The sequence below is a fragment of the Dethiosulfovibrio russensis genome (assembly GCF_021568855.1).
Classification (GTDB): Bacteria; Synergistota; Synergistia; order Synergistales; family Dethiosulfovibrionaceae; genus Dethiosulfovibrio; species Dethiosulfovibrio russensis.
Genome location: NZ_JAKGUG010000001.1, coordinates 268355 through 291925 on the forward strand (window position 1 = coordinate 268355; position 23571 = coordinate 291925).

Consider the following 23571-nt stretch of genomic DNA (forward strand, 5'->3'; position numbering starts at 1 on the left):
AGCAGGAGGTCGAGATCATGTCAGATTCCAAGAACTTTTACATAACCACGCCGATCTATTACGTCAACGACGTACCTCATATCGGTCACGCCTATACCACCATAGGGGCGGACGTTATGTCCCGTTACAAGAGGATGGACGGCTACAAGGTGTTCTTTCTTACAGGGACGGACGAACACGGACAAAAGATCTACGAGAGCGCCAAGGCCAAGGGCATGACCGCTCAGGAACTTACGGACGAGATGGCGGAGAACTTCAAGAAGCTTCTGCCCGTGTTGAATATATCCAACGACGACTTTATCAGAACCACCGAAAAGAGACACGAGAAGGTGGTCCAATCCATATTTTCCAAGCTCATGGACCAGGGGGATATCTACAAGGGTACATATAAGGGATTATACTGCGTTCCCTGCGAGACCTACGTTCCCGAAAGCAGCATGGGAGATAACAACACCTGTCCTGACTGCGGCCGTCCCCTGGTCGAGATGGAGGAGGAAAGCTACTTCTTCAAGACCTCCCGCTATGCCGACAGACTTTTGAAGTATTACGAGGACAACCTGAAGGCCATAATGCCCAGGACCCGCTACAACGAGATAGTCAGCTTCATCAAGAGCGGTTTAAGGGATCAGTCGGTGTCTCGGACCTCCATATCCTGGGGCATTCCCGTTCCGGGGGACGAGAAACACGTTATATACGTGTGGTTCGACGCCCTGATAAACTACCTCACGGCCTGCGGTTACGAGGACGACCCGGAGAAACTGGCGGCATTCTGGCCCAACGCTCATCATCTCATGGCGAAGGACATAATACGTTTCCACTGCGTCATCTGGCCCATCATGGTGATGGCTCTGGGACTGAACCCTCCTGTCAGGGTGTTCTCCCATGGCTGGTGGACCATGGAGGGGGAAAAAATGTCAAAGTCCAAAGGTAACGTGGTGGATCCCTTCGAGATGGCCGATCTCTACGGTGCCGACGCTTTTCGATACTTCCTGTTGCGACAGGTGCCTTTCGGGATGGACGGAGACTTCTCCGAGGCGGCCATGGCACAGAGGATCAACTCCGATCTGGCCAACGACCTGGGCAATCTACTCAGCCGGACCGTGTCTATGGTTTTGAAGTACAGGGACGGGATAGTGCCGAGTCCCTCCGATCTCTCTCCTCTCGATATAGAGCTTTCCGAGGTGGCGAGAAAAGCCCTCGATACCTACGGGGAGAAGATGGACGATTTCGCCTTCGACGAAGCCCTCAAGGCCGCCTGGGGGCTTATCGGAAGGGCCAATAAATACATAGACGAGACAATGCCTTGGAAATTAGGCAACGAAGGATCTAAGGAACCTCTGGACGCCGTGCTGTGGGGGCTTGTGGAAAGCCTCAAATTGGTGTCCATGATGATATCTCCCTTTATGCCAGAGACCGGCCATAGGGTCTGGTCTCAGCTGGGCTTCTGCGGCGACCCAGCCAATCTCCAGTGGGAACACTATCGCTGGGGAGAGCCCACCGCCGGCATGCTCTCGGTCCGCAGGAGCAAGGATGTGCTGTTTCCCAGGATAGACATGAAGGAATGGGAGGAATCCAAAAAGAAGAGGGATATCGCAAAAGGCAAGGTGGTCGATCCGGGGGAGCACGAGCCTCAGATAACCATAGACGACTTTGCCAAGATAGAGCTCAGGGTAGCCCAGATAGTGAAGGTGGAGGAGGTTCCAAGGGCCAGAAGGTTGTACAAGCTTGAGATCGACCTGGGATACGAGAGGAGAACCATAGTCTCCAGTCTCAAGGAAGACTTCACCGCCGAAGAGCTTGAGGGACATAAGATAGTCGTAGTAGCCAACCTGAAGCCGGCCAAGATGTGCGGTGTTCAGAGTGATGGAATGCTTTTGGCCGCATCTCTGCCGGGGCACGACGGGCTGTCCCTACTGGCCCCCTTTGAGGACATACCTCTGGGCAGCAGGGTTCACTAGGTCGAATCTCCCATATGACGCCTTATATAGACGGACACTGTCATCTCAACTCGCCGGAGCTCAGGGGGGATCTCGATCGCCATATAGACGAAGCCCGTTCCGCCGGAGTACAGAGGATGTTGGTGGTGGGTACCGACCTTCGGACCAGCGAGGAAGCCATATCCATATCGAGGGGTTATTTCGACTCGGGAATCAGGGCATCGGTGGGGATACATCCCCACGATGCCTCGTCCGTAAGCTCCTCCTTGCCGGAGGAACTTACGGATCTGGTGAAAGATCCTGTCGTAGTCGCCATAGGGGAGATAGGTCTGGACTATCACTACGACTACTCGCCAGGCAAGGTCCAGCGCGACGTCATGATATCCCAGATCCTATGGGCCGAGGAGGCGGATCTTCCGATCGTCTTCCACGTGAGGGAGGCGTTCGACGACTTCTTCTCCATATTGAGGGACTATCCCGTGGATCCCGGACGAGCGATAGTTCACTGTTTCTCCGGTTCTTTGGAGGAGGCGAAGTCCTGTCTGGATCTGGGGTTCTATCTGGGATTCGGAGGAATGATAACCTTCAAGAAAGCCGACGGCATAAGGGAATGCCTGGCATCCTGTCCTATCGACAGAGTTATCCTCGAGACAGATTCTCCCTGGCTTGCGCCGGTTCCCTTCAGGGGAAAGATCAACAGTCCTCTCAACATGCCCTTGATATACAAGGCTGCGGCGGAGGTCTTGAAGGTTAGAGATTCCGTTATGGCCGACGCGGTGTGGACCAACGGTATGAATTTCTATCGATGGGAGAACGAATGATGTTCGAGTTCAGAGTCCAGGCGGTCTGTCCCGAGACCGGAGCCAGAGCGGGAGAGCTCGTAACCCCTCACGGAATAATAGAGACGCCGGTGTTCATGCCGGTCGGAACCAGGGCGACGGTGAAGGCAATGTCTCCCAGGGAGATGGAGGAGATAGAGGCCCAGATAGTTCTCTCCAACACCTACCATCTCTATCTCAGGCCGGGAGTGGAGCTGATAGAGAAAGCCGGCGGGCTCCATCGTTTCATGAACTGGCATCGTCCTATACTTACCGACAGCGGGGGCTTTCAGGTCTTCTCTCTCTCCGGAATAAACCGCATCAAAGAGGACGGAGTCGAGTTCTCCTCCCATCTGGACGGAAGCAGACACTTCATGACCCCCGAGTTGGCGACTAGGGTCCAAGAGGGGTTGGGCAGCGACATAGCCATGTGTTTCGATCAATGTGTAGAGTTGCCCTGCGACGAAGAAACGGCGAGAAAAAGCGTAGAGAGGACCCTGAGGTGGGCGAGACGATGCAAGGAAGTACACCGTAGAGACGATCAGGCGCTTTTCGGAATAGTCCAGGGGGCCCTCTTCGACGATCTGAGGAAAGACTGTGCCAGAGAGCTCATAGCGATGGATTTCCCAGGGTACTCTATCGGAGGACTTTCCGTTGGTGAAAGCCACGATGAGATGTACCGTATTCTGGACTTATTGAATCCGATTTTGCCGCAGGAAAAGCCGAGATATCTGATGGGAGTCGGTTTCCCCACCAACCTGGTGGAGGGAGTTGCGAGAGGGGTGGATATGTTCGACTGCGTCTTGCCCACCAGAAACGGTCGTAACGGCACGCTCCTGACATCCAGAGGCAAGTTCAACATCAAACACAGTCGCTTCAAGGAGGACTGGGGACCGATCGATCCGGATTGCGACTGTTACGCCTGTCGAGAGTTCTCCAGGGCCTACATCAGACATCTCTACAGGTCCGGTGAGATGCTCGGAGCCAGGCTGTGCAGCTGGCATAACCTCAGGTATCTGATATCTCTCATGAAGGGAGCCAGAGAGGCCATACTGGAAGGCCGTTTTCCTCACTTTCGGGACCGTTTTCACGAGCTTTTCTCCACAGGTAAGGCTCTATGAGCTCGCCGATAAAGGTCGATCGCTGGAACCCCGATAAGGAGGTCATCGATAGGGCAGTCTCCATCCTCAAGTCGGGAGGGTTGGTTGGGTTTCCCACCGAGACGGTCTACGGACTGGGGGCCGACGGACTTGACGGAAAGGCTGTCTCTGGCATCTTCGAGGCAAAGGGCCGTCCGTCGGACAACCCTTTGATATTGCACGTCGGAGATCCGGAGTCGGTGAGAAAAATAGCAAGGGTGGACGATCGAGCTGATATGATCATGAAAAACCTCTGGCCCGGTCCTCTTACACTGGTATTGCCCGCCTTGCCCATCGTGCCTCCAGAGGTTACCGCCGGTTTGGACACGGTGGGAGTCCGGATGCCCTCTCATCCCGTGGCGCTGGCCCTTCTCCAGGCCTGCCCATTTCCCGTCGCCGCTCCCAGTGCCAACACCAGCGGGAGACCCAGTCCTACGGACGCGGCGACGGTGGCTCGAGACCTTGAAGACAGGGTTGATCTGATCATAGACGGGGGATCCACCGAGGTTGGATTGGAGTCAACCGTATTGGACGTAACTGGAAAAGTTCCCGTTTTACTCAGGCCCGGGGGGCTTCCGGTGGAGGTCCTGGCGGATCTTTTGGGCGAGATAGCTCTGCCCGTCGGGGAGCTGGAACTTAAGAGATCTCCCGGTACTAGATATCGTCATTACGCTCCGTCGGTTCCGCTTCTATTATGGAAACCTGAGGAAAACGACCGCCCTGATTTTGGCGGAATATGCCGTTATATAGGTATGGTCGAGCCGGTTTTCCCGGTGGATAAATCGATAATCTTCGATTCCGTCGATAGCTACGGAAGAGGTCTTTTTTCCGCCCTGAGAGAGTTGGAACGAAATTGGGATGGAACTATAGTGGCCCAGTGGCCCGATTCTGACGGAATAGGACTGGCTCTAAGGGACAGACTTTCCAGAGCTTCCGGCGATCGTTGAGGTTCCTGACCTCGAAAAAACAATAAAGTACTTGCAAATCGGAGGATCGACTGATAGAATACATCTCGTTCCGAAGATACGCCCGGGTGGCGGAATTGGTAGACGCGCTAGATTCAGGTTCTAGTGGGCATTTGCCTGTAGGAGTTCGAGTCTCCTCCCGGGCACCATCCAATAGAGGTGCTATGCACGATTGGATCGCCAAGTGTGTATCAGGTCGTATTGTGTCGTTGACATAATGCGACCTTTTTGTTATTTTTATTGTTCGTCAGCATGGAGAGTTTACCCTCACTTTTAGAGACACAGGGAGGTCGTCAGCCTAATGGCCGAATTCGTACCCGTGGGCAAAAAGCGCAGCCGCCTCACCTTTGGGCGTGTTCGAGATCTAGTAGAGATCCCGGACATGGTCGAGGTGCAGCGAGATTCCTACCGAAGCTTCTTTCAGGAGGATGTCGATCCCGACAAAAGGGACAGCGTAGGACTTCAGGAACTTCTCGACGAGATTTTCCCGATTGAAAGTTACGACGGCTCCTTTGCCCTGGAGTTCGTCCGATACTATCTGGACAGGCCAGCCACTACACAGGAAGAGTCCCAGCAGAAGGATTGCACCTGGCATCGTCCCGTCCGAGCCACCATAAGACTCGTAAACAGAAAGAACCTGGAGATCAAGGAAGAGGAGATCTTTCTGGGCGACTTTCCGATGATGACAGAGAGGGGAACCTTCATCATCAACGGAACCGAAAGAGTCGTCGTCAACCAGCTTGCCCGCTCCGCGGGAATCTACTTCAAAGTAGACTATTCCGCCCCGGTGGCGGAGACCTTCACCGCCAAGATAATCCCCGACAGAGGAGCCTGGCTGGAGTTCGCCATGGGAAGCGGAGATGCCCTCCACGTCAACATAGACAACCGCAAGAAACTTCCTGGAACCCTTCTTCTCAAGGCCTTTGGAGTCTCGTCCAACGAGGAGATGCTTCGTCTTTTCGGAGGGGAGATAGAGGAGGTCGATATATCGGAGGAGCTTCTGATAGGCAGGCTTCTCGGTGAGACTGTCCTGGACGAGGGCGGAAACGTCGTGGTCCGCAAAGAGGAACGCATAGGGAAGGAAGAGCTCGAACGACTTTGGGACCTCGGACGAACGAGGGTGAAGGTCTGGAACGTCAACCCCGTTTTCGCCGCTACGTTGGAGAAGGATTTTACCAACAACAGAGACGAGGCTATGTTGGAGATATTCCGCAGACTTCGTCCTAATGATCCGGCCAGAATCGAGAACGCCAGAGAGTATATAGACAGCCTGTTCTTCGATTCCCGTCGTTACACTCTGGGCCGTGTCGGTCGCTACAAACTCAATAGACGGCTGAAGCTGGATCTGCCCGACAGGGAGTATCTGCTCACGATAGACGACCTGGTAAGGATCGTCAAGGGAATAATCGTCCTCAGAGACACGGAAGAGCAGAGGGATGTGGTTTCTTTCCCCGATGTCACCGAGGAGTTCCCCGACGATATCGACCACCTCGGCAATAGAAGAGTCCGTTCCGTGGGAGAGCTTCTCCAGAATCAGGTCAGAATAGGCCTTCTGCGAATGGAGAGAATAGCCAAGGAGCGTATGACTACCGTGGCGGATCTCACCAAGGCAATGGCCAGAGACCTCATAAACGTCAGGCCCATATCGGCCGCACTCAGGGAGTTTTTCGGTTCGGGACAGCTGTCTCAGTACATGGACCAGAACAATCCTTTGTCCGAACTGACCCACAGGCGGAGACTTTCCGCACTGGGGCCGGGTGGTCTTAGCAGAGAGAGAGCCGGCTTCGAGGCGAGAGACGTCCATTACACTCACTATGGCCGTATCTGCCCCATCGAGACCCCCGAGGGCCCCAATATCGGGTTGGTGACGTCTCTTTCGACCTACTCCAAGGTCAACCAATACGGTTTCTTAGTAACCCCCCGTCGTCCCGTGGTAGAGGGTGTCGTGTCTTTGAATCCCGAGGATGTAGTATACCTTGCGGCGGACGAGGAGGACAACGCCTTCGTAGGAAGGGCTAATACCCCCTACGACGAGAGTACCGGCCGTCTTTCCGAGGAATACTGCTACGCCCGTTACAGAGGACGTATAGTGGAGGTTCCCCAGGAGAAGATCGACTTTCTGGACATATCTCCTAAACAGATAGTCTCGGCTTCGACGGCCCTGATCCCTTTCCTGGAGCATGACGATGCCAATAGAGCCTTGATGGGATCGAACATGCAGCGTCAGGCCGTCCCGCTTCTGCTTCCGGAGGCCCCTAGGGTAGGCACCGGCATGGAGGGCAGGATAGCAAAGGATTCCGGTTCCTGCGTGGTGGCTCCGGAGGACGGTGTGGTCACCTACGTAGACGCCGACAGAATAGAGATAAGAAGCGACCTGGGGGTATATCGTTCCATGTCCCTCCAGAAGTTCAAGAGATCCAACCAGGGCACCATCATCCATCAGAGGCCTATAGTTTCGAAAGGCGATGTCGTCTCCAAAGGAGAGATAATGGCCGATGGGCAGTCGGTGGATCAGGCAGAGCTGGCCCTTGGGCGTAACGTCCTCATAGCCTTTATCCCCTGGGAGGGATACAACTACGAGGACGCTATCCTCCTCAGCGAGAGATTGGTAAAGGAGGATTTCTTCACCTCCATACATATAGAGGAATACGAGATGGACGCCAGGGACACCAAGCTCGGGCCGGAGGAGATAACGAGGGATATTCCGAACGTCGGAGAGGACGCTCTTAAAGATCTCGATGAGTTCGGGGTGGTACGTGTCGGAGCCGAGGTCAATGCAGGGGATATCCTGGTAGGAAAGGTAACCCCCAAGGGAGAGTCTGATCAGTCTCCGGAGGAGAAGTTGCTCAGGGCCATCTTCGGCGAAAAAGCCAGAGAGGTCAGGGACACGTCTCTCCACGTTCCCCATGGAGCCAGAGGAAAGGTCGTCGCGGTCAAGAAGCTGAACAAGGACGAGAACAGTGATTCCCTCAGTCCCGGGGTCAACGAGGTCGTCAAGGTCTACGTGGCTCAGCTCAGAAAGATCACAGTCGGAGACAAGATGTCCGGTCGTCACGGCAACAAGGGAGTCGTCTCCAGGGTCCTCCCCGTAGAGGATATGCCCTATCTTCCGGACGGCACCCCTGTCGATGTCTGTCTCAACCCCCTCGGGGTTCCAAGTCGAATGAACCTCGGACAGGTTCTCGAGACCATACTGGCCACCGTGGCAGTAGCCAACGACTGGCACGTCGCTACGCCGGTTTTCGAAGGAGCACAGGAAGACGAGATCTACGATCTGCTCGATAAACTCAGTCAGGAGAATCCCGACTATTCCACCTTGACCAGGGGCGGCACCATGCAGCTCATAGACGGCAGAACCGGAGAACCAATGGAATACAAGACCACCGTCGGGTATATGTACATGCTCAAACTCAACCACTTGGTGGACGATAAACTGCACGCCCGATCCATAGGACCTTACAGTCTCATAACCCAGCAGCCTCTGGGCGGTAAGGCTCAGTTTGGCGGGCAGCGCTTCGGAGAGATGGAGGTCTGGGCTCTTCAGGGTTACGGAGCTGCTCATGTTCTTCAGGAGATGTTGACGGTAAAATCCGACGATATTCACGGTCGACTCAAGACCTACGAGAAAATCGTAAAAGGTCAGAATCTGACCAGGCCGGGAGTCCCCGAGAGCTTCAAGGTTCTTGTAAAAGAGCTCGAGGGACTGGGCTTGGGGGTCGATATAGAATACAACGACGGCACCATCGGTCCTCTTCTTCCCGACGAGGACGATGAACAGAGCAACGCCGCTCCCGTCCCTCCAAAGGCGGAGGCCGTTCCGGCCGTAGCTCCGGAGGAGGCATCTGCTCCCACGCCGAAGGAGATGGAGGAGATGATCTTCGGCAACGAGGACGCCAGCGCTAAAGAGAGTAAAATCTCTTATGCGGAGTCTAACGAAGCTCTCTCGGATAGTCCCAAACCCGAGGAGGAGAGAAAGACCTCTAACGAAGAGTCTAACGAAGCTCTCTCGGATAGTTCCACAGTCGAGAACGATGATGTGAAAGGAGCTGACCGCTAACGATGACCCGCCGCGAGATCGTCGGAGTCAGGGTACGTCTTGCCAGTCCTGGAGAGATAAGGGGACTTTCCACCGGAGAGGTCAAGAAACCCGAGACCATCAACTACCGGACCTTGAGGCCCGAGAAAGACGGCCTTTTCTGCGAGCGTATCTTCGGGCCCACTAAAAGCTTTGAATGCGCCTGCGGCAAGTACAAGAAAAGCGGTCCGAAATTCAAGGGCGTGATATGCGATCGATGCGGCGTGGAGGTAACGGATAACCGCGTTCGTAGAGAGAGAATGGGTCACATCGAGCTGGCCGCCCCTGTCGTTCACATATGGTATCTCCGGGGTATCCCCAGCAGACTCAGTCTGTTGCTTGGGACCGCCACGAAGATGCTGGAAAAGGTGGTCTACTTCGCTCCCATAAGAAAGAGGGAACCGGCCTTCAAGGTAGTCATAGAGGGCAAGAGGTCCGATCTCGCTAAAAGAGGAGACATCGTCTCTGAAAGCGAGGTCAGGCTTCACTGCCATTACGACTCGAAGTTCAAGGCCGAGGAGGCCTATAGGGTCGTATCTGTCGACGATGTTCCCATCTCGGAGGGTGACATCGTGTCGTCCTCTCAGATAAGTCGCTACAAGGCGGACTACGGTGACGAATCCTTTTCTGCCGAACCTGCCTTTGTCGTGAAAGACCGCGGAGAGGGAGTCGAGATCGAGCTTGACTCTATCCTATCCGGAGATGAATATCGGTCATTGAAAGAAGAAGGGCTGGATGTAACGGTAGAGAGGGCCATGTCGGGGAACCAGGAGGGATTTGTCGTCACGTCGGTTGCCAAGCTTCCATTCGCCAAGGGAGACGTTATATCTACCAGCGAGTTCAATCTCTTTCAGGAACGTTATCCGGAACGCTTTACCGCTCAGCTCGAGACTGTTGTAGTTGAGGATCCCTGTTTCCTGGTGATAAACGGCAGCGAGTCTCCCTTTGACGACGGTGACGTGATACTGGACAGAGAACAGTATCTCTGTAGCCACTACGATAAAAAGTTTCGTGCCGGCATAGGTGCGGAAGGCGTTAGGGAGATGCTCGACACCCTGGACATGGACCACTTGGCCCAGCAACTCAGGGAAGAACTGTCCGAGACTTCCGGCCAGAAACGTCGGAAGTTGGTCAAGAGACTCCAGGTCGTAGAGGATTTTCGCAAGGGCGATTGCAACCCTCAGTCCATGGTGCTCGAGGTCCTGCCGGTCATTCCTCCGGACCTTCGTCCTATGGTGCAGCTCGATGGAGGTCGTTTCGCTACCTCAGACCTTAACGACCTGTACCGAAGGGTTATAAACAGAAACAACCGACTGAGAAAGCTTCAGGAGCTCAGGGCTCCGGAGATAATAGTCAGGAACGAAAAGAGGATGCTCCAGGAGTCGGTCGACGCACTGATCGACAACGGTCGAATGGGCAAGGCGGTGCTGGGGGCCGGCAATCGTCCCCTGAAGAGTCTCTCCGACCTGTTGAGAGGCAAAAAGGGGCGCTTCCGTCAGAACCTGCTCGGTAAGCGAGTGGACTATTCCGGTCGTTCGGTCATAACGATAGGCCCCAATTTAAAGATATACCAGTGTGGTCTTCCCAAGCAGATGGCTCTAGAGCTGTTCAAGCCCTTCGTAATACAGAAACTGGTGGACCTAGGCATAGCTCCGAACGTCAAGAGCGGCAAGAGAATGATCGAAAGAGGCAAGGAGGAAATCTGGGCCATTCTGGAGGAGATCATAAAAGATCACCCTGTGATGTTGAACAGAGCTCCCACGCTTCACAGACTGGGCATCCAGGCTTTCGAGCCTGTTTTGATGGAGGGTAAGGCCATACGGCTTCACCCCCTGGTCTGTACCGCTTTCAACGCCGACTTCGACGGAGACCAGATGGCAGTACACGTACCTCTCTCCGTGGAAGCTCAGGCGGAGGCCAGGATGCTCATGCTCTCCGCAAACAACATACTTTCCCCCGCTAGCGGGAAGCCCATAGTGGCTCCCTCGCAGGACATAATATTGGGGATATACTATCTGACCAATCTCAGAGAGGGTATGACCGGAGAGGGCAAATACTTCGACAGCTTTGACGACGTCTTAACCGCTCTGGATCACGGAATTGTGCACGTGAACGCCAGAATTCGCATGAGATGGAACCACGAATGGGGAAACTGGAAAGAGAAGGTCGATCAATGGGGAGTCTCCTTCCTGGATGAAAGCGGAAAATGGTTCGAGACCTCGCCGGGAAGGGTCCTTTTCAACAGCTATCTCCCTAAAAAACTTCGATTCCTCGACGGTCAGCTGGGAAAGAAGGACCTTAGCAAACTGTTGGATCTCGGGTACAACCAGGTCTCCCGTCAGGAAATGGTCGAGATGTTGGATGCCATAAAGGGTCTCGGCTATCACTGGGCTACCTTGAGCGGTATAAGTTTCTGCGTTACCGACGTAGTAATACCCAAGGAGAAAGAGGACGTGGTCTCCAGTTCTCTGGTAGAGGACGACGAGATAAGAAACCAGTACGATATGGGAGTCCTCTCGGAGGACGAATACCTTCTTCAAAAGGAGACCCTGTGGTCCAAGGCGGCCGCTGACGTAGGAAACGCCATACTGAACCACATGGGACACGATAACCCGGTCAGGATGATGGTCGACTCCGGAGCCAGGGGAAGTAGAGGCCAGCTCGCTCAGATGGCCGGAATTCGAGGCCTTATGGCCGATCCGACCGGACGAATAATAGACTACCCCATCACCACCAACTTCCGTGAGGGGATGAACATGTTGGAGTACTTCATCTCCACTCATGGAGCCAGAAAGGGGTTAGCCGATACAGCCCTTCGTACGGCCAAGTCGGGGTATCTGACCCGTCGTCTCGTCGATGTCTCTCAGGACGTCATAATAACCGAAGACGACTGCGGAACGGACAAAGGTGTCAAAATAGAGCCTTTGGAGAGCGACGGCAAAACGGTCATCCCTATCAGCGAGAGGATAGCCGGTAGAACGTCCCTGAACGATGTTGCCGATCCGGAGACCGGTGACCTGATAGTAGGGGCTGGCGAGATCATAACTCCGGATCTTGCTTCCCGTATAGACTCCTGCGGATTCAAGGAGATCTGGGTAAGAAGCCCCATGACCTGCACAACCAGACACGGTATATGTCAGAAGTGCTACGGTGTCGACCTAGCGACCCGTTCCGTCGTCGACATCGGAGAGGCTGTAGGTGTCGTGGCCGCCCAATCCATCGGTGAGCCAGGAACCCAGCTTACCATGAGGACCTTCCATACCGGAGGAGTCAGGATTACCGGTGAGGACATCACTCAGGGTCTTCCAAGGATAGAGCAGCTTTTCGAGGCCCGTCGTCCCAAAAAAGTCTCCGTCCTTGCCGGTGTTGACGGCAAGGTGATCGAAATTCGGGAGATGGAGGGCAAGCGTAAGGTAATAATAACCTCCGAGGAGCCTGGGAACGAACAGAAGATCACTCACACCATCCCTTCGTCGCAAAACCTTCTGGTCGAAGAGGGCGAACCTGTCTATCGTTCAACCAAGCTGACCGAGGGATATATCGATCCTCAGCAGCTTCTTGAGGTTCTTGGGCAGGAAGAGGTCCAGAAATACCTGGTTGACAGTATTCAGGAGGTCTACCGTTCTCAGGGCGTCTCCATCAACAACAAACACATAGAGGTGATCCTCAGGAAAGTCGCTCCTGTGAACAGATTGAGGGTCGTCGATGAAGGAGACACAGCCTTCGTGGCAGGTGATCTGGTATGGGCCGGTGACGTGGAGGCCGAGGAAAAGGTCATACTGGAGGAAAACGAGAACAACATACATGAGGCTGTAAAAATATTCTCCGGTAAGATTTTTCAGGGAATAGCCGGGGCCGTCAAAACGGATTTGAGCAAGAAAAAAACCCAGCCCATGGACGAAGAGCTCATAAGGTCCATCCTGACCCCTGGAGCACCTGTGACGGAGATAGACGTGACCGATGAGATTGGACCTCTTAAAATCATCGCGGGAGAGGCCTCTTTCAGAAAAGAACTCAAAGGATTCGAGCTTATAGATCCCTTCGAGGCCAGAGACGGGAAAGTCGTCGAATCGGGGCAGCCTCTTACCCTTGGTCAGTTGTCGGTGATAACCTCTCAAGAGCCCCGGCCCTTGAGAGTCAGGGACGTGGAGGTAATAGAGAAGCTGATTGATTCGGCCTATCTTGCGGAGGACGTCGTGGTGGACGGTCAGGCCGTCGCCTTCAAGGACCACATGGTCACGGAGGAAGTAGCTGCGTTGCTAAGGATAAACGACGTCCCCTTCGTAAAGGCATGGAAGGGAATCGAGAGAATCAGCGTCTCCGATGCAATGCAGGAAAGGCTCCTGGCCAGGATATGGGGTAAACCTCTGAAACAGGCCATAGATTCCCAGGGTAATGCACTCTCCTCAAAACCTCAGCTTGTGGACGGCAGCGTAGTTCGAGGGATAATAGACGGAGATCTTGCGGCTATCTCTATAGGTGAGGATATAATAACGAGGGAGAACATCCTCAAGGAGGTCATAGCCGATACCTGTTATGGAAAGGTTCTGCTGGACAGGGTAGAGGTTGACGGCAGGGTTGCGGCCGACTCCGGTCAGGAAATAAATAAATCGCTTTTGGACGAGCTGGTCGCAGCTAATCCGGAGGAATTGGTCATAAGGCCTATTCACTGTAATAATGAAACCAGGAACATAGTCTCCAGAGTTACCTTTGTTCGTAAGCTCAGACAGAATCCCGAATGTCGGAAGTTTATCCACGGAATAACAAAGGCCGCTCTGGCCACTGACAGCTTCCTTAGTGCCGCGTCCTTCCAGCAGACCGCTCAGGTACTTGCGGGGGCTGCGGTCCGTTGTCAGGTCGATAACCTCGTAGGCTTGAAGGAGAACGTGATAATCGGTCATCTCATCCCGGCCGGAACGGGAGTGGAGGATTTTCGTAAGATCGCGGTCAAGGAAAAAGAATCCTAAAAACGAGTAATCTTTCCAAATAAAGCTCGACCTGGTGCTATGTTTCTTGACATAGCACCAGGTCGTTGTTATCATTACTCGGTGCCTATGCTCAGGAGGTTTTATGATGAACGTAGCGGAGTTGACCGAGGGCAGGCGATTCGTAGGTTTCAAGCAGGTCCGTCGCGAAGTTTTGAGGGGCAACGTCCGTAAAGTCTTCGTCGCTGCCGATGCCGACCTTTCGATGATTCAGGAGATAACCCATATATGTTCCGAGCGGGGTGTTCCGATGGAAACGGTCGATTCTATGGCGTCTCTGGGCAGGGCTTGCGTCATAGATAGAGGCGCAGCTACAGCGGCTTTGCAGCGGGACGACCGCTGTTAAGAAAGCATATAAGAATATCTGGAAGGAGGTAACGTAGTGCCAACAATCAACCAGTTAGTCCGGAAAGGTCGGAGTGAGAAGGTCAAGAAGTCCGACTCCCCGGCGTTGCAGAATTGTCCGGCGCGAAGAGGGGTTTGCACGCGAGTATATACGATCACTCCCAAAAAGCCCAACTCGGCTTTGAGAAAGGTCGCCCGTGTGCGTCTGACCAACGGTATCGAGGTGACCTCATATATACCGGGAGTCGGTCATAATCTGCAGGAGCACTCTGTCGTCCTGGTCAGGGGTGGTCGAGTCAAGGACCTTCCCGGTGTGCGCTATCACATCGTACGCGGTACCCTTGATTGCGGCGGTGTCGAAGGTCGTCGTCGGAGCCGTTCCAAATACGGTGCCCGTCGTCCTAAGTCCTAAAGGGTATAAGGAGGTAGTGCCATGCCGCGTAAAGGGCATGTGAGAAAGAGAGATTCGTTGCTGGATACCAGGTTCGGAAATCTCGCTGTCACTAAGTTCATCAATAAGGTCATGCTCGACGGTAAGAAAAGTACCGCCGAGAAGATAGTCTACGAAGCTCTCGATAAAGCCGCCGAAAAATTGGGCGTGGAGCCTATCGAGGTCTTCAATAAGGCCATGGAGAACGTCAAGCCTCTCGTCGAGGTCCGTTCCCGCAGGGTCGGTGGTGCGACCTATCAGGTCCCAGTGGAGGTTGCGCCCGCAAGGGCTCAGGCTCTCGCTATCCGTTGGATAATCTCCTACTCTAGGGGCAAGAAAGGCATGCCCATGAACGAGAGGCTTTCCAGGGAGTTTGTCGATGCCTATAAGGGCGAGGGTAGCTCCATCAAGAAGAGGGAAGATACTCACAAGATGGCAGAGGCCAATAGGGCCTTCGCTCACTACCGTTGGTAGAACTTGACGATATGTTCGTCAGTCGACGTTACGTGTCCTAGGTGATAATTATGGCTGGAATGGATCTACATAAGATAAGAAATATAGGAATAGCTGCGCATATAGACGCAGGCAAGACGACCACCACCGAGCGTATCCTGTTCTACACCGGGCGGAACTACAAGATCGGTGAGGTTCACGAGGGCGCGGCCACCATGGACTGGATGGAGCAGGAACGTGAAAGAGGAATAACCATCACTTCCGCTGCTACCACATGTCAGTGGAAGGGCCATAATATCAATATAATTGATACACCCGGGCACGTGGACTTTACTGTCGAGGTCGAACGTTCCATGAGGGTTCTCGACGGAGCCGTATCGGTCTTCTGTGCCGTGGGCGGGGTTGAGCCTCAGTCCGAAACCGTGTGGCGTCAGGCCGATAAGTACCATGTCCCTCGCATAGCCTTCGTCAACAAGATGGACCGGGTAGGGGCCAATTTCCTCACCGTGGTCGATCAGCTCAAGGAAAGGCTGGGAGCCACCGCAGTCCCCCTTCAGCTTCCGATAGGATCCGAGGAGGATTTTCAAGGAGTCGTCGATCTCATAGAGATGAAAGCGATACTCTTTTCCGACGTGATGGGCGCCGAGCCCACCATAGAGGAGATTCCGGCGGACATGATGGAAGAGGCAAAGCTCTACAGGGACTCCATGATAGAGGCCCTGTCCGATTTTGACGAGGAGATAATGGCCCTTTTCCTTGAAGGAGAGGAAGTCTCCAGCGATATGATCAAATCGGCCATCAGGAAGAGCACCATCTCTCTCGACATCGTCCCGGCGATGTGTGGGACGGCCTTTAAGAACAAAGGGGTTCAGCCCCTTCTGGATGCCGTCGTGGCGTATCTTCCCAGTCCCATGGACCTTCCCGCTATAGTGGGAGTGGATCCCGACGACGGATCGGAGTTGGAGAGGCACGCCAACGAGGACGAGCCAGTATCTGCCCTGGCTTTCAAGATAGCTGTGGACCCCTTCGTTGGTAAACTGACCTTCTGTAGGATCTACTCGGGAGTTCTTAAGTCGGGGATGTCCCTTTACAACCCGAGCAGTCGCAAGAAGGAGCGTATCGGCAGGATACTGCAGATGCACGCCAACAAGAGAACCGACATAGACGAGGCCGGTGCCGGCATGATAATCGCCCTTCCGAGCCTCAAGAACACCAGGACTGGCGATACCCTCTGCGATGAGAAGAAGCCGATCGTTCTTGAAACCCTCGAGTTCCCCGAGCCGGTCATCTCTCTGGCGGTCGAACCCATAACCCAGAGCGACAAAGACAAGCTCTCCAAGGGGCTTATCGCTCTGGCCGAAGAGGATCCCACCTTCGTGGTCCGCAACGACGAGGAGACCGGTCAGACCGTTATCTCCGGAATGGGCGAGCTTCACCTCGACATCATAGTCGATCGTCTCAAGAGAGAGTTCAAGGTCGGAGTCAACGTCGGTCGTCCTCAGGTCGCTTACAGAGAGGCCATTACTAAAGCGGTCTCCCAGGTTCAGGGCAAGTTCGTTCGCCAGAGCGGCGGTCGCGGTCAGTACGGAGATGTGGTCATCAATATGGAGCCTCTCGAGGAAGGCAAAGGCTTTATCTTCGAGGACAAGATCGTCGGTGGGGTCATTCCGAGAGAATACATACCTGCTGTACAGAAGGGTATGGAGGAATCCATCACCAACGGTATACTTGGAGGCTTCCCTGTAATAGGCGTTAAGGTCTCGCTGGTTTACGGAAGCTATCACGATGTCGACAGTTCCGAGATGGCGTTCAAGATCGCTGCGTCCATGGCGTTCAAGGAAGCTATGAAAAAAGCCGGACCGACCCTTATGGAGCCGGTGATGTTCGTGGAGGTAGTTACTCCCGAGGAATACGTCGGAGACGTCATGGGAGACCTTTCCTCTCGTCGCGGAAGAGTCGAGGGCATGGAAATCCGTGGCAATGCCAGGGCGATAAAAGCATACGTTCCCCTGGGCGAGATGTTCGGATACGCCACCGACGTGAGGAGCAAGACCTCTGGTCGAGCCACCTACACCATGCAGTTTGATCACTATGAGGCCGTCCCGGCAAGCGTTGCCGAGGAGATCCTCAAGAAATAGGACTTCTGATTAGGAGGGAGTACCATGGCAAAAGAGAAATTTGAAAGGACAAAACCGCATCTGAACATAGGGACCATCGGTCACATCGACCACGGCAAGACGACCTTGACGGCGGCTATCTCGAAATCGCTGTCCACGGAGGGTTTCGCCGACTTCACCAAGTTCGAGGACATCGACAAGGCGCCTGAAGAGAGAGAGCGCGGAATAACGATCAACATCGCTCACATCGAGTATCAGACGGACAAGCGTCACTACGCTCACATCGACTGCCCCGGACACGCTGACTACATCAAGAACATGATCACCGGAGCAGCACAGATGGACGGAGCCATTTTGGTGGTTTCCGCCGCGGACGGCCCGATGCCTCAGACGAGGGAGCACGTGCTTCTCGCCCGTCAGGTGAACGTTCCCGCCCTGGTGGTCTTCATGAACAAGGTCGACATGGTCGACGACGACGAGCTTCTGGACCTCGTCGAGATGGAGATCAGAGAGCTTCTGGATAAATACGAGTTCCCCGGAGACGACGTGCCGATAGTCAGGGGTTCCGCACTGAAGGTTCTCGAGGAGAGCGACGGCGGCAGGGAGAGCGAGTGGAGCAAGGACATCTGGGCGCTCATGCAGGCCTGTGACGACTACTTCCCCGATCCCGTTCGCGAGACCGACAAGCCCTTCCTCATGCCCATCGAGGACGTCTTCACCATCACCGGTCGCGGAACCGTCGTAACCGGAAGGGTGGAGCAGGGAGTTATCCACTCCGGTGACGAGGTGGAGATAGTCGGAATCAGGGACACCCAGAAGACCGTTGCGACCTCTCTCGAGATGTTCCGCAAGATCCTGGACGAGGCTCTTGCTGGAGACAACGTAGGAGTTCTCCTTCGCGGAACTGGCAAGGACGACGTCGAGCGCGGCCAGGTACTGTCCAAGCCGGGATCGATCAAGCCTCACACCAAGTTCAAGGCCGAGGTCTACGTTTTAAAGAAGGAAGAGGGCGGACGTCATACGCCGTTCTTCAAGGGCTACAAGCCTCAGTTCTACTTCCGTACCACCGACATAACCGGAGCCATCGAGCTTCCCGAGGGAGTGGAGATGGTAATGCCCGGAGACAACGCCACCTTCAGGGTGGAGCTTATCCACCCGATCGCTATGGACACCGGTCTTCGCTTCGCTATCCGTGAGGGCGGCCACACCGTAGGTGCCGGCGTCGTTACCGAGATTCTCGAGTAACCTGGAGGTTTCGCCGTGTCCAAGAAGATCCGCATCCGTCTGAAGGCCTTCGATCACAAGGTCCTCGACACGTCCGCCGCTCAGATAGCCGAGACGGCGGATAGAAGCGGGGCAAGGGTCTCCGGCCCGATCCCCCTTCCCACGGAGATCAACAAGTTCTGTATCCTCAAGTCCCCCCACGTGGACAAGGACGCGAGAGAGCAGTTTGAGATGAGAACCCATAAGAGGCTGATCGACATCATCGATCCCAATCAGAAGACGATGGACGCCCTTATGCAGCTGAATCTTCCCTCTGGAGTAGACATTCAGATCAAGCTTTAGTGGGAAGCTCTGAGCAAAGGAGTGAAATAATATGAGTCTTGGTATCCTGGGGCAGAAACTGGGCATGACCCAGATCTACAACGAAGAGGGCCAGGCCGTTCCCGTAACGGTAGTCGAGGCCGGACCTTGTCCGGTTTTGGCGGTTAGGACCGAGGAGAAGAACGGCTACGATGCCATTCTTCTCGGGTTCGGTAAGGTCAAGCCCCGAAAGGTCACGAAACCCCTCAAGGGTTTCTTCGACAAAGCGCAGAGTGAGGCCAAGCGCTGGCTCAAGGAGTTCCGGATCTCCAACGCTTCGGATTACGAAGTCGGAAATTCCGTGGACGTAGCTATCTTTGAGGCTGGCGAGAAGGTCGACGCCACCGGGGTCAGCAAAGGTAAGGGTTTCGCCGGAGTAATAAAGAGATACAATTTCGGCGGAGCTCCTGCGAGCCACGGTGTGTCGAAAACCCATAGAAAGCCGAACTCCAGCGGCGCTAGCAGCTATCCCAGCCACGTATTCAAGGGCAAAACGATGCCCGGACAGCTCGGCAACGAGCAGGTCACCGTGAAGAACCTAACCGTGGTGGCCGTGGATGTGGAGAATAACCTCGTCCTCGTCAAGGGGGCCATCCCCGGTGCCAAAAACGGCCTGGTCCTGCTCCATAAAAAGGGCTAGTCGGCACGGTTAAGGAGGTCAAGAAAAATGCCGAGCATCAAGCTTGTCACTATAACCGGCGAGTCGACCGGGGAACTGTCTCTGTCCGGTAACGTCTTTGACGTTCCGCTTCACGTTCCTGCCATGCACCAGGTGGTGGTCGCTCAGCTCGCCAACAGGCGTCAAGGTACCCACTGTACCAAGGGCAGAGGCGACGTCCGCGGAGGCGGAAAGAAGCCTTGGAGGCAAAAGCACACCGGTCGTGCCCGTCACGGCAGCAGCCGTTCGCCCATCTGGGTCGGAGGCGGAGTTACTCACGGTCCCAAGCCGAGAAACTACCGTCAGAAGGTCAACAAGAAGGTTAGGAGACTCGCCATCTGCAGTGCGCTGTCTCAGAAGATCCGGGACGCCCAGTTGATGGGATTCGAGGCTTTCTCCATGGAGAAGCCCTCGACCAAGATCATGAAGGGCCTGTTTCAGTCCCTCGGGGTGGAAAAACCCCTCGTGATAGTGGATCACAGGGACGAAAACATCTCTATGTCCACGAGAAACATACCCGGAGCAGACGTCCTTCACGTGGACAGCATCAACGTCTACGACCTGTTGAAGCACGGACACGTTTTTATCAGCGCCGGTGCCGTTAAGAAGCTGGAGGAGGTGTACGCCTAATGAAACTTATGGCTCACGATATCATCGTTCGGCCTATCATCACCGAGAAAAGCAGCCGTATGATGGAGGATAACAAGTACACCTTCGAGGTTCATCCCCAGGCAAACAAGACCGAGGTCCGTAAGGCCGTTGAGACGGTTTTCAAGGTCAAGGTCGAGAAGGTCCATACCCTGAAGGTCCGTTCCAAGCCCAAGAGGATGGGAGTGTTCCTGGGGAAGAGCCGGGCCTGGAAAAAGGCCATCGTTACTCTGGCTGAAGGGGAACGCATAGAGTTCTTCGAAGGCGCCAGCGTTTAGCTCTGACGGGAGGACGGAACAATGGGAATCAAGAAATATAATCCCACGACGCCGGGTCGGCGTTTCATGAGCATCCAGACCTACGAAGAGGTTACCAAGAGCGAGCCGGAGCGTTCGCTTTTGGCCCCTATCGCTAAAAAAGGCGGTAGAAATAACAACGGTAGGATCACGATGCGCCATCGTGGGGGCGGAAACGCCAAAAGGTACCGTATCATAGATTTTAAGAGAAACAAGATCGGGGTTCCCGGCAAGGTTGCCACCGTGGAATATGACCCCAACCGTTCGGCTAGGATCGCTCTGATCCACTATGCCGACGGAGAGAAACGTTACATCCTTTGCCCTGTAGGACTTCAGGTTGGGATGACCATCATGGCAGGGCCCGAGGCGGACATAACTCCAGGCAACGCTCTTAAGTTGTCCGACATCCCTGTAGGTACCATGATCCACAACATCGAGCTGGAGCCCGGTAGAGGCGGAGTAATGGTCCGTTCCGCCGGAACCACCGCTCAGTTGATGGCAAAGGAAGGCAAATACGCCTTCGTCCGTATGCCCAGCGGAGAGCTTCGTCTCGTGCTGTTGGAGTGTATGGCTACAGTGGGACAGGTCGGCAATACGGAGCATGAAAACGCCAGCATAGGTAAGGCCGGTAAAACCCGTTGGCTTGGCCGGAAACCCCACGTTCGCGCCATGGTCATGAACCCAGTTGACCATCCCATGGGCGGCGGTGAGGGACGAAGCAAGTCCCATAAACACCCTGTATCTCCTTGGGGAACGCCCGCAAAGGGATATAGAACCCGCCGGAAGAAGCCTTCGGATAAGTTCATCGTCCGTCGCCGGTTTGCCAAGTAGAGATAAGGGGGTAAATCAATGGCTCGTTCTGCCAAGAAGGGACCCTTCGTCGAACAGAAACTTCTCAGCCGCGTAGAAACTCTCAACGAGAGCGGGGAGAAGAAGGTCGTCAAGACCTGGTCCCGTGCCAGCATGATAGTTCCGGCGATGATCGGACACACCATCGCCATACACAACGGCCGTATTCACATACCTATTTACATCAGTGAAAACATGGTCGGTCACAAGCTCGGGGAGTTCGCTCCCACCAGGAAGTTCGGCGGTCACGCCGGACAGGAGCGCCGCTCCGGCGTAAGATAGGGAGGAATAGGATTATGGAGGCAAGAGCACGTGCCAAACAGGTCCGCGTCTCTCCTTTTAAGGTGCGCCAGGTGCTGCCTCTGATCAGGGGCAAGAAGGTAGGCGACGCTTTGGTCGTCCTCAGATACACCCCGAAGAAGGCTGCCAAGGTCATCGAAAAGGTGCTCAAGAGTGCCGTGGCCAACGCCGAGCACAACTACGGACTTGACATCGATAAGCTCGTGGTAGTCGAGGCCTTTGCCGATCAGGGGCCCAGCATGAAGCGTTTCCGTCCGGTGTCGATGGGTCGGGCCCATCCCTACCGCCATCGCACGAGCCACATCACCGTGTCGGTAGCCGAACGTTAAGGAGGGCTAAAGATGGGTCAGAAAGTACACCCCGTAGGATATAGAGTCGGTGTCATCCGGGACTGGGAGTCCCGTTGGTTCGCCGACGGCAAGAACTACGCCAAGAACCTTCACGAGGATCTCAAGCTTCGTGATTGGATCAAGGCTCGCTGGGATGGCGCAAGCATCTCCAAGGTCGAGATCGAGAGAGTGGGTAAGGTAATACGCTTTTCGATTTGGACCGCCCGGCCTGGTGTAGTTATAGGAAAAGGCGGCTCGGAGATCCAGAAGGTCAAGGAAGAGCTTCAGGCCATGACTGGCTCTAAGGTAATGATCAACGTTCAGGAGATCAAGAACCCCGAGGTCGAGGCCCAGCTTGTGGCTGAAAACGTGGCCGCTGCGTTGGAGCACAGGGTAAGCTTCCGTCGCGCCATGAAACAGTCCATCTTCAGGACCATGAAGGCTGGCGGCAAGGGCATCAAGATCCAGTGTGCCGGACGTCTCGGTGGAGCCGAGATAGCCAGAACCGAGTGGTACAACGAAGGACAGCTTCCTCTCTCCACGCTCAGGGCCGACATCGACTATGGTCTGGCCGAGGCCAAGACCATGTATGGCGTCATAGGCGTCAAGGTCTGGATCTACAGGGACGAGAAGGCCATCAACACTCCTGCGCCGAGACAGCCCAGGAGGGGTCGTAGAGATGGGGGGCGTAGCTGATGTTGATGCCCAAGCGCACCAAATGGCGCAGACCTCATCGAGAGAAGCTTAAGGGAGACACCAAGGGCGGTGCCTACGTAGCCTTCGGAGAATACGGTCTTCAGGCCCTTGAGTGCGGCTATATAACCGCTCGTCAGATAGAGGCCACCCGTATCGCGATCACCAGGAAGCTTCGTAAGGGCGGTAAGGTTTGGATAAGGATATTCCCCGACGTGGCCTACACGAAGAAGCCCCTGGAGACCCGAATGGGTAAAGGTAAGGGGTCGCCGGAATTCTGGGTGGCTCCGGTCAAGAGGGGACGTATCATGTTCGAGGTTGCGGGGGTGTCCCGCGAGATCGTCGAGAGGGCCTTCAGAACGGCCTCCTACAAGCTTCCGATCAAGGTGAGGCTTGTGGCTCGGGAAGGTTTGGGTGGTGAGTAAGCCATGGATGCCAAGAGTCTGCGTGATTTGACAATAGAAGAGCTGCAGGAAAAGCATCGTCAGTACAAAGAAGAGCTCTTTAACCTGCGCTTCCAGAACGCCATCGGTCAGCTCAAGAACACGAGCAGGATCAAAGACGTCAAGAAAACCATCGCCAGAGTCCTTACCGTCGTTCACGAGAAAGAACAAGGTCTGGGAATCGGTGGAAGGAGGTAAGGACAGATGGAGACCCGTACACCCCATCGTAAAACCCGTGTCGGAACCGTAGTCAGCGACAAGATGGAAAAGTCCATCTCGGTCCAGGTTATCCGTCATGCCATGCATCCTCTCTATGGAAAGAGGATCATAAAGTCAAAGAAGTTTATCGTCCATGACGAGGAGAACTCCTGTCGCATAGGTGACAGAGTCCTGATCGGCGAGGAGCGCCCCTTGAGCAAGACGAAGCGCTGGTCCGTCGTCAGGATAATCGAGAGAGCTCCCGTACTCGGAGATAGTACTACCGAGTCTAAAGAGGAGGCGTAGGTC

Annotated in this window: 22 protein-coding genes and 1 tRNA gene; all 23 read left to right on the forward strand. The window is 54.7% G+C overall.

The features are described from left to right. The first annotated feature begins 17 nt into the window (after positions 1–17). The 23 genes from metG to rpsQ all read left to right on the forward strand — a co-directional run bounded on the left by metG (position 18) and on the right by rpsQ (position 23568). Positions 18–1958: a methionine--tRNA ligase gene (gene metG, locus L2W48_RS01325; protein ID WP_236097901.1), complete on the forward strand. Its 1941-nt coding sequence runs from the start codon at positions 18–20 to the stop codon at positions 1956–1958. 14 nt (positions 1959–1972) lie between these two features. Continuing rightward, positions 1973–2758, forward strand: a complete 786-nt coding sequence (locus L2W48_RS01330) for a TatD family hydrolase (protein WP_236097903.1) — start codon at positions 1973–1975, stop codon at positions 2756–2758. Beyond that, positions 2758–3876: a tRNA guanosine(34) transglycosylase Tgt gene (gene tgt / locus L2W48_RS01335; RefSeq protein WP_236097906.1), complete on the forward strand. Its 1119-nt coding sequence runs from the start codon at positions 2758–2760 to the stop codon at positions 3874–3876. The genes L2W48_RS01330 and tgt overlap by 1 nt, the downstream gene beginning before the upstream one ends. Beyond that, positions 3873–4841, forward strand: coding sequence for an L-threonylcarbamoyladenylate synthase (locus L2W48_RS01340; protein ID WP_236097907.1), 969 nt, complete (start codon positions 3873–3875; stop codon positions 4839–4841). The genes tgt and L2W48_RS01340 overlap by 4 nt, the downstream gene beginning before the upstream one ends. Positions 4842–4921: 80 nt before the next feature. Further along, positions 4922–5008, forward strand: a tRNA-Leu gene (locus tag L2W48_RS01345). Positions 5009–5160: 152 nt separating this feature from the next. Next, a complete protein-coding gene (gene rpoB / locus L2W48_RS01350) occupies positions 5161–8916 on the forward strand; it encodes a DNA-directed RNA polymerase subunit beta (RefSeq protein WP_236097908.1) in 3756 nt (1251 codons plus the stop codon). A gap of 2 nt (positions 8917–8918) precedes the next feature. Continuing rightward, the gene (gene rpoC / locus L2W48_RS01355) at positions 8919–13901 is read left to right on the forward strand and encodes a DNA-directed RNA polymerase subunit beta' (protein ID WP_236097909.1); all 4983 of its coding nucleotides are present in this window, start codon (positions 8919–8921) and stop codon (positions 13899–13901) included. Between the two features lie 106 nt (positions 13902–14007). After that, complete coding sequence (locus tag L2W48_RS01360) at positions 14008–14265, forward strand: ribosomal L7Ae/L30e/S12e/Gadd45 family protein (RefSeq protein ID WP_236097910.1); 258 nt, start codon at positions 14008–14010, stop codon at positions 14263–14265. A gap of 36 nt (positions 14266–14301) precedes the next feature. After that, complete coding sequence (gene rpsL / locus L2W48_RS01365) at positions 14302–14676, forward strand: 30S ribosomal protein S12 (RefSeq protein ID WP_005661688.1); 375 nt, start codon at positions 14302–14304, stop codon at positions 14674–14676. 21 nt (positions 14677–14697) lie between these two features. After that, on the forward strand, positions 14698–15168 hold the full coding sequence (gene rpsG, locus L2W48_RS01370; protein ID WP_236097912.1) for a 30S ribosomal protein S7: 471 nt from the start codon (positions 14698–14700) through the stop codon (positions 15166–15168). Between the two features lie 50 nt (positions 15169–15218). Then, the gene (fusA, locus tag L2W48_RS01375) at positions 15219–17285 is read left to right on the forward strand and encodes an elongation factor G (RefSeq protein WP_236097914.1); all 2067 of its coding nucleotides are present in this window, start codon (positions 15219–15221) and stop codon (positions 17283–17285) included. Between the two features lie 24 nt (positions 17286–17309). Beyond that, the gene (gene tuf / locus L2W48_RS01380) at positions 17310–18509 is read left to right on the forward strand and encodes an elongation factor Tu (RefSeq protein ID WP_236097916.1); all 1200 of its coding nucleotides are present in this window, start codon (positions 17310–17312) and stop codon (positions 18507–18509) included. Positions 18510–18524: 15 nt separating this feature from the next. Beyond that, entirely contained in the window at positions 18525–18830 is a 306-nt protein-coding gene (gene rpsJ / locus L2W48_RS01385) for a 30S ribosomal protein S10 (protein ID WP_236097918.1), read from the forward strand. A gap of 31 nt (positions 18831–18861) precedes the next feature. Further along, complete coding sequence (gene rplC, locus L2W48_RS01390; RefSeq protein ID WP_236097919.1) at positions 18862–19488, forward strand: 50S ribosomal protein L3; 627 nt, start codon at positions 18862–18864, stop codon at positions 19486–19488. A 27-nt stretch (positions 19489–19515) separates the two neighbouring features. Then, a complete protein-coding gene (rplD, locus tag L2W48_RS01395) occupies positions 19516–20136 on the forward strand; it encodes a 50S ribosomal protein L4 (protein ID WP_005661699.1) in 621 nt (206 codons plus the stop codon). Further along, complete coding sequence (rplW, locus tag L2W48_RS01400; RefSeq protein ID WP_005661701.1) at positions 20136–20432, forward strand: 50S ribosomal protein L23; 297 nt, start codon at positions 20136–20138, stop codon at positions 20430–20432. Before rplD ends, rplW begins: the two co-directional genes overlap by 1 nt. Before the next feature lie 21 nt (positions 20433–20453). Beyond that, on the forward strand, positions 20454–21281 hold the full coding sequence (gene rplB / locus L2W48_RS01405) for a 50S ribosomal protein L2 (protein ID WP_005661703.1): 828 nt from the start codon (positions 20454–20456) through the stop codon (positions 21279–21281). Between the two features lie 18 nt (positions 21282–21299). Continuing rightward, positions 21300–21581, forward strand: coding sequence for a 30S ribosomal protein S19 (gene rpsS, locus L2W48_RS01410; RefSeq protein ID WP_005661704.1), 282 nt, complete (start codon positions 21300–21302; stop codon positions 21579–21581). 14 nt (positions 21582–21595) lie between these two features. Then, positions 21596–21928 carry a 50S ribosomal protein L22 gene (gene rplV, locus L2W48_RS01415; protein WP_005661705.1) on the forward strand — a complete coding sequence of 111 codons (333 nt, stop codon included), beginning with the start codon at positions 21596–21598 and terminating at the stop codon, positions 21926–21928. A 12-nt stretch (positions 21929–21940) separates the two neighbouring features. Further along, entirely contained in the window at positions 21941–22624 is a 684-nt protein-coding gene (gene rpsC / locus L2W48_RS01420) for a 30S ribosomal protein S3 (protein ID WP_005661706.1), read from the forward strand. Beyond that, positions 22624–23046 carry a 50S ribosomal protein L16 gene (gene rplP / locus L2W48_RS01425; protein WP_005661707.1) on the forward strand — a complete coding sequence of 141 codons (423 nt, stop codon included), beginning with the start codon at positions 22624–22626 and terminating at the stop codon, positions 23044–23046. Before rpsC ends, rplP begins: the two co-directional genes overlap by 1 nt. A 3-nt stretch (positions 23047–23049) precedes the next feature. Next, complete coding sequence (gene rpmC, locus L2W48_RS01430; RefSeq protein WP_005661709.1) at positions 23050–23262, forward strand: 50S ribosomal protein L29; 213 nt, start codon at positions 23050–23052, stop codon at positions 23260–23262. 6 nt (positions 23263–23268) lie between these two features. Beyond that, entirely contained in the window at positions 23269–23568 is a 300-nt protein-coding gene (gene rpsQ / locus L2W48_RS01435) for a 30S ribosomal protein S17 (RefSeq protein WP_005661711.1), read from the forward strand. Positions 23569–23571: the final 3 nt, after the last annotated feature.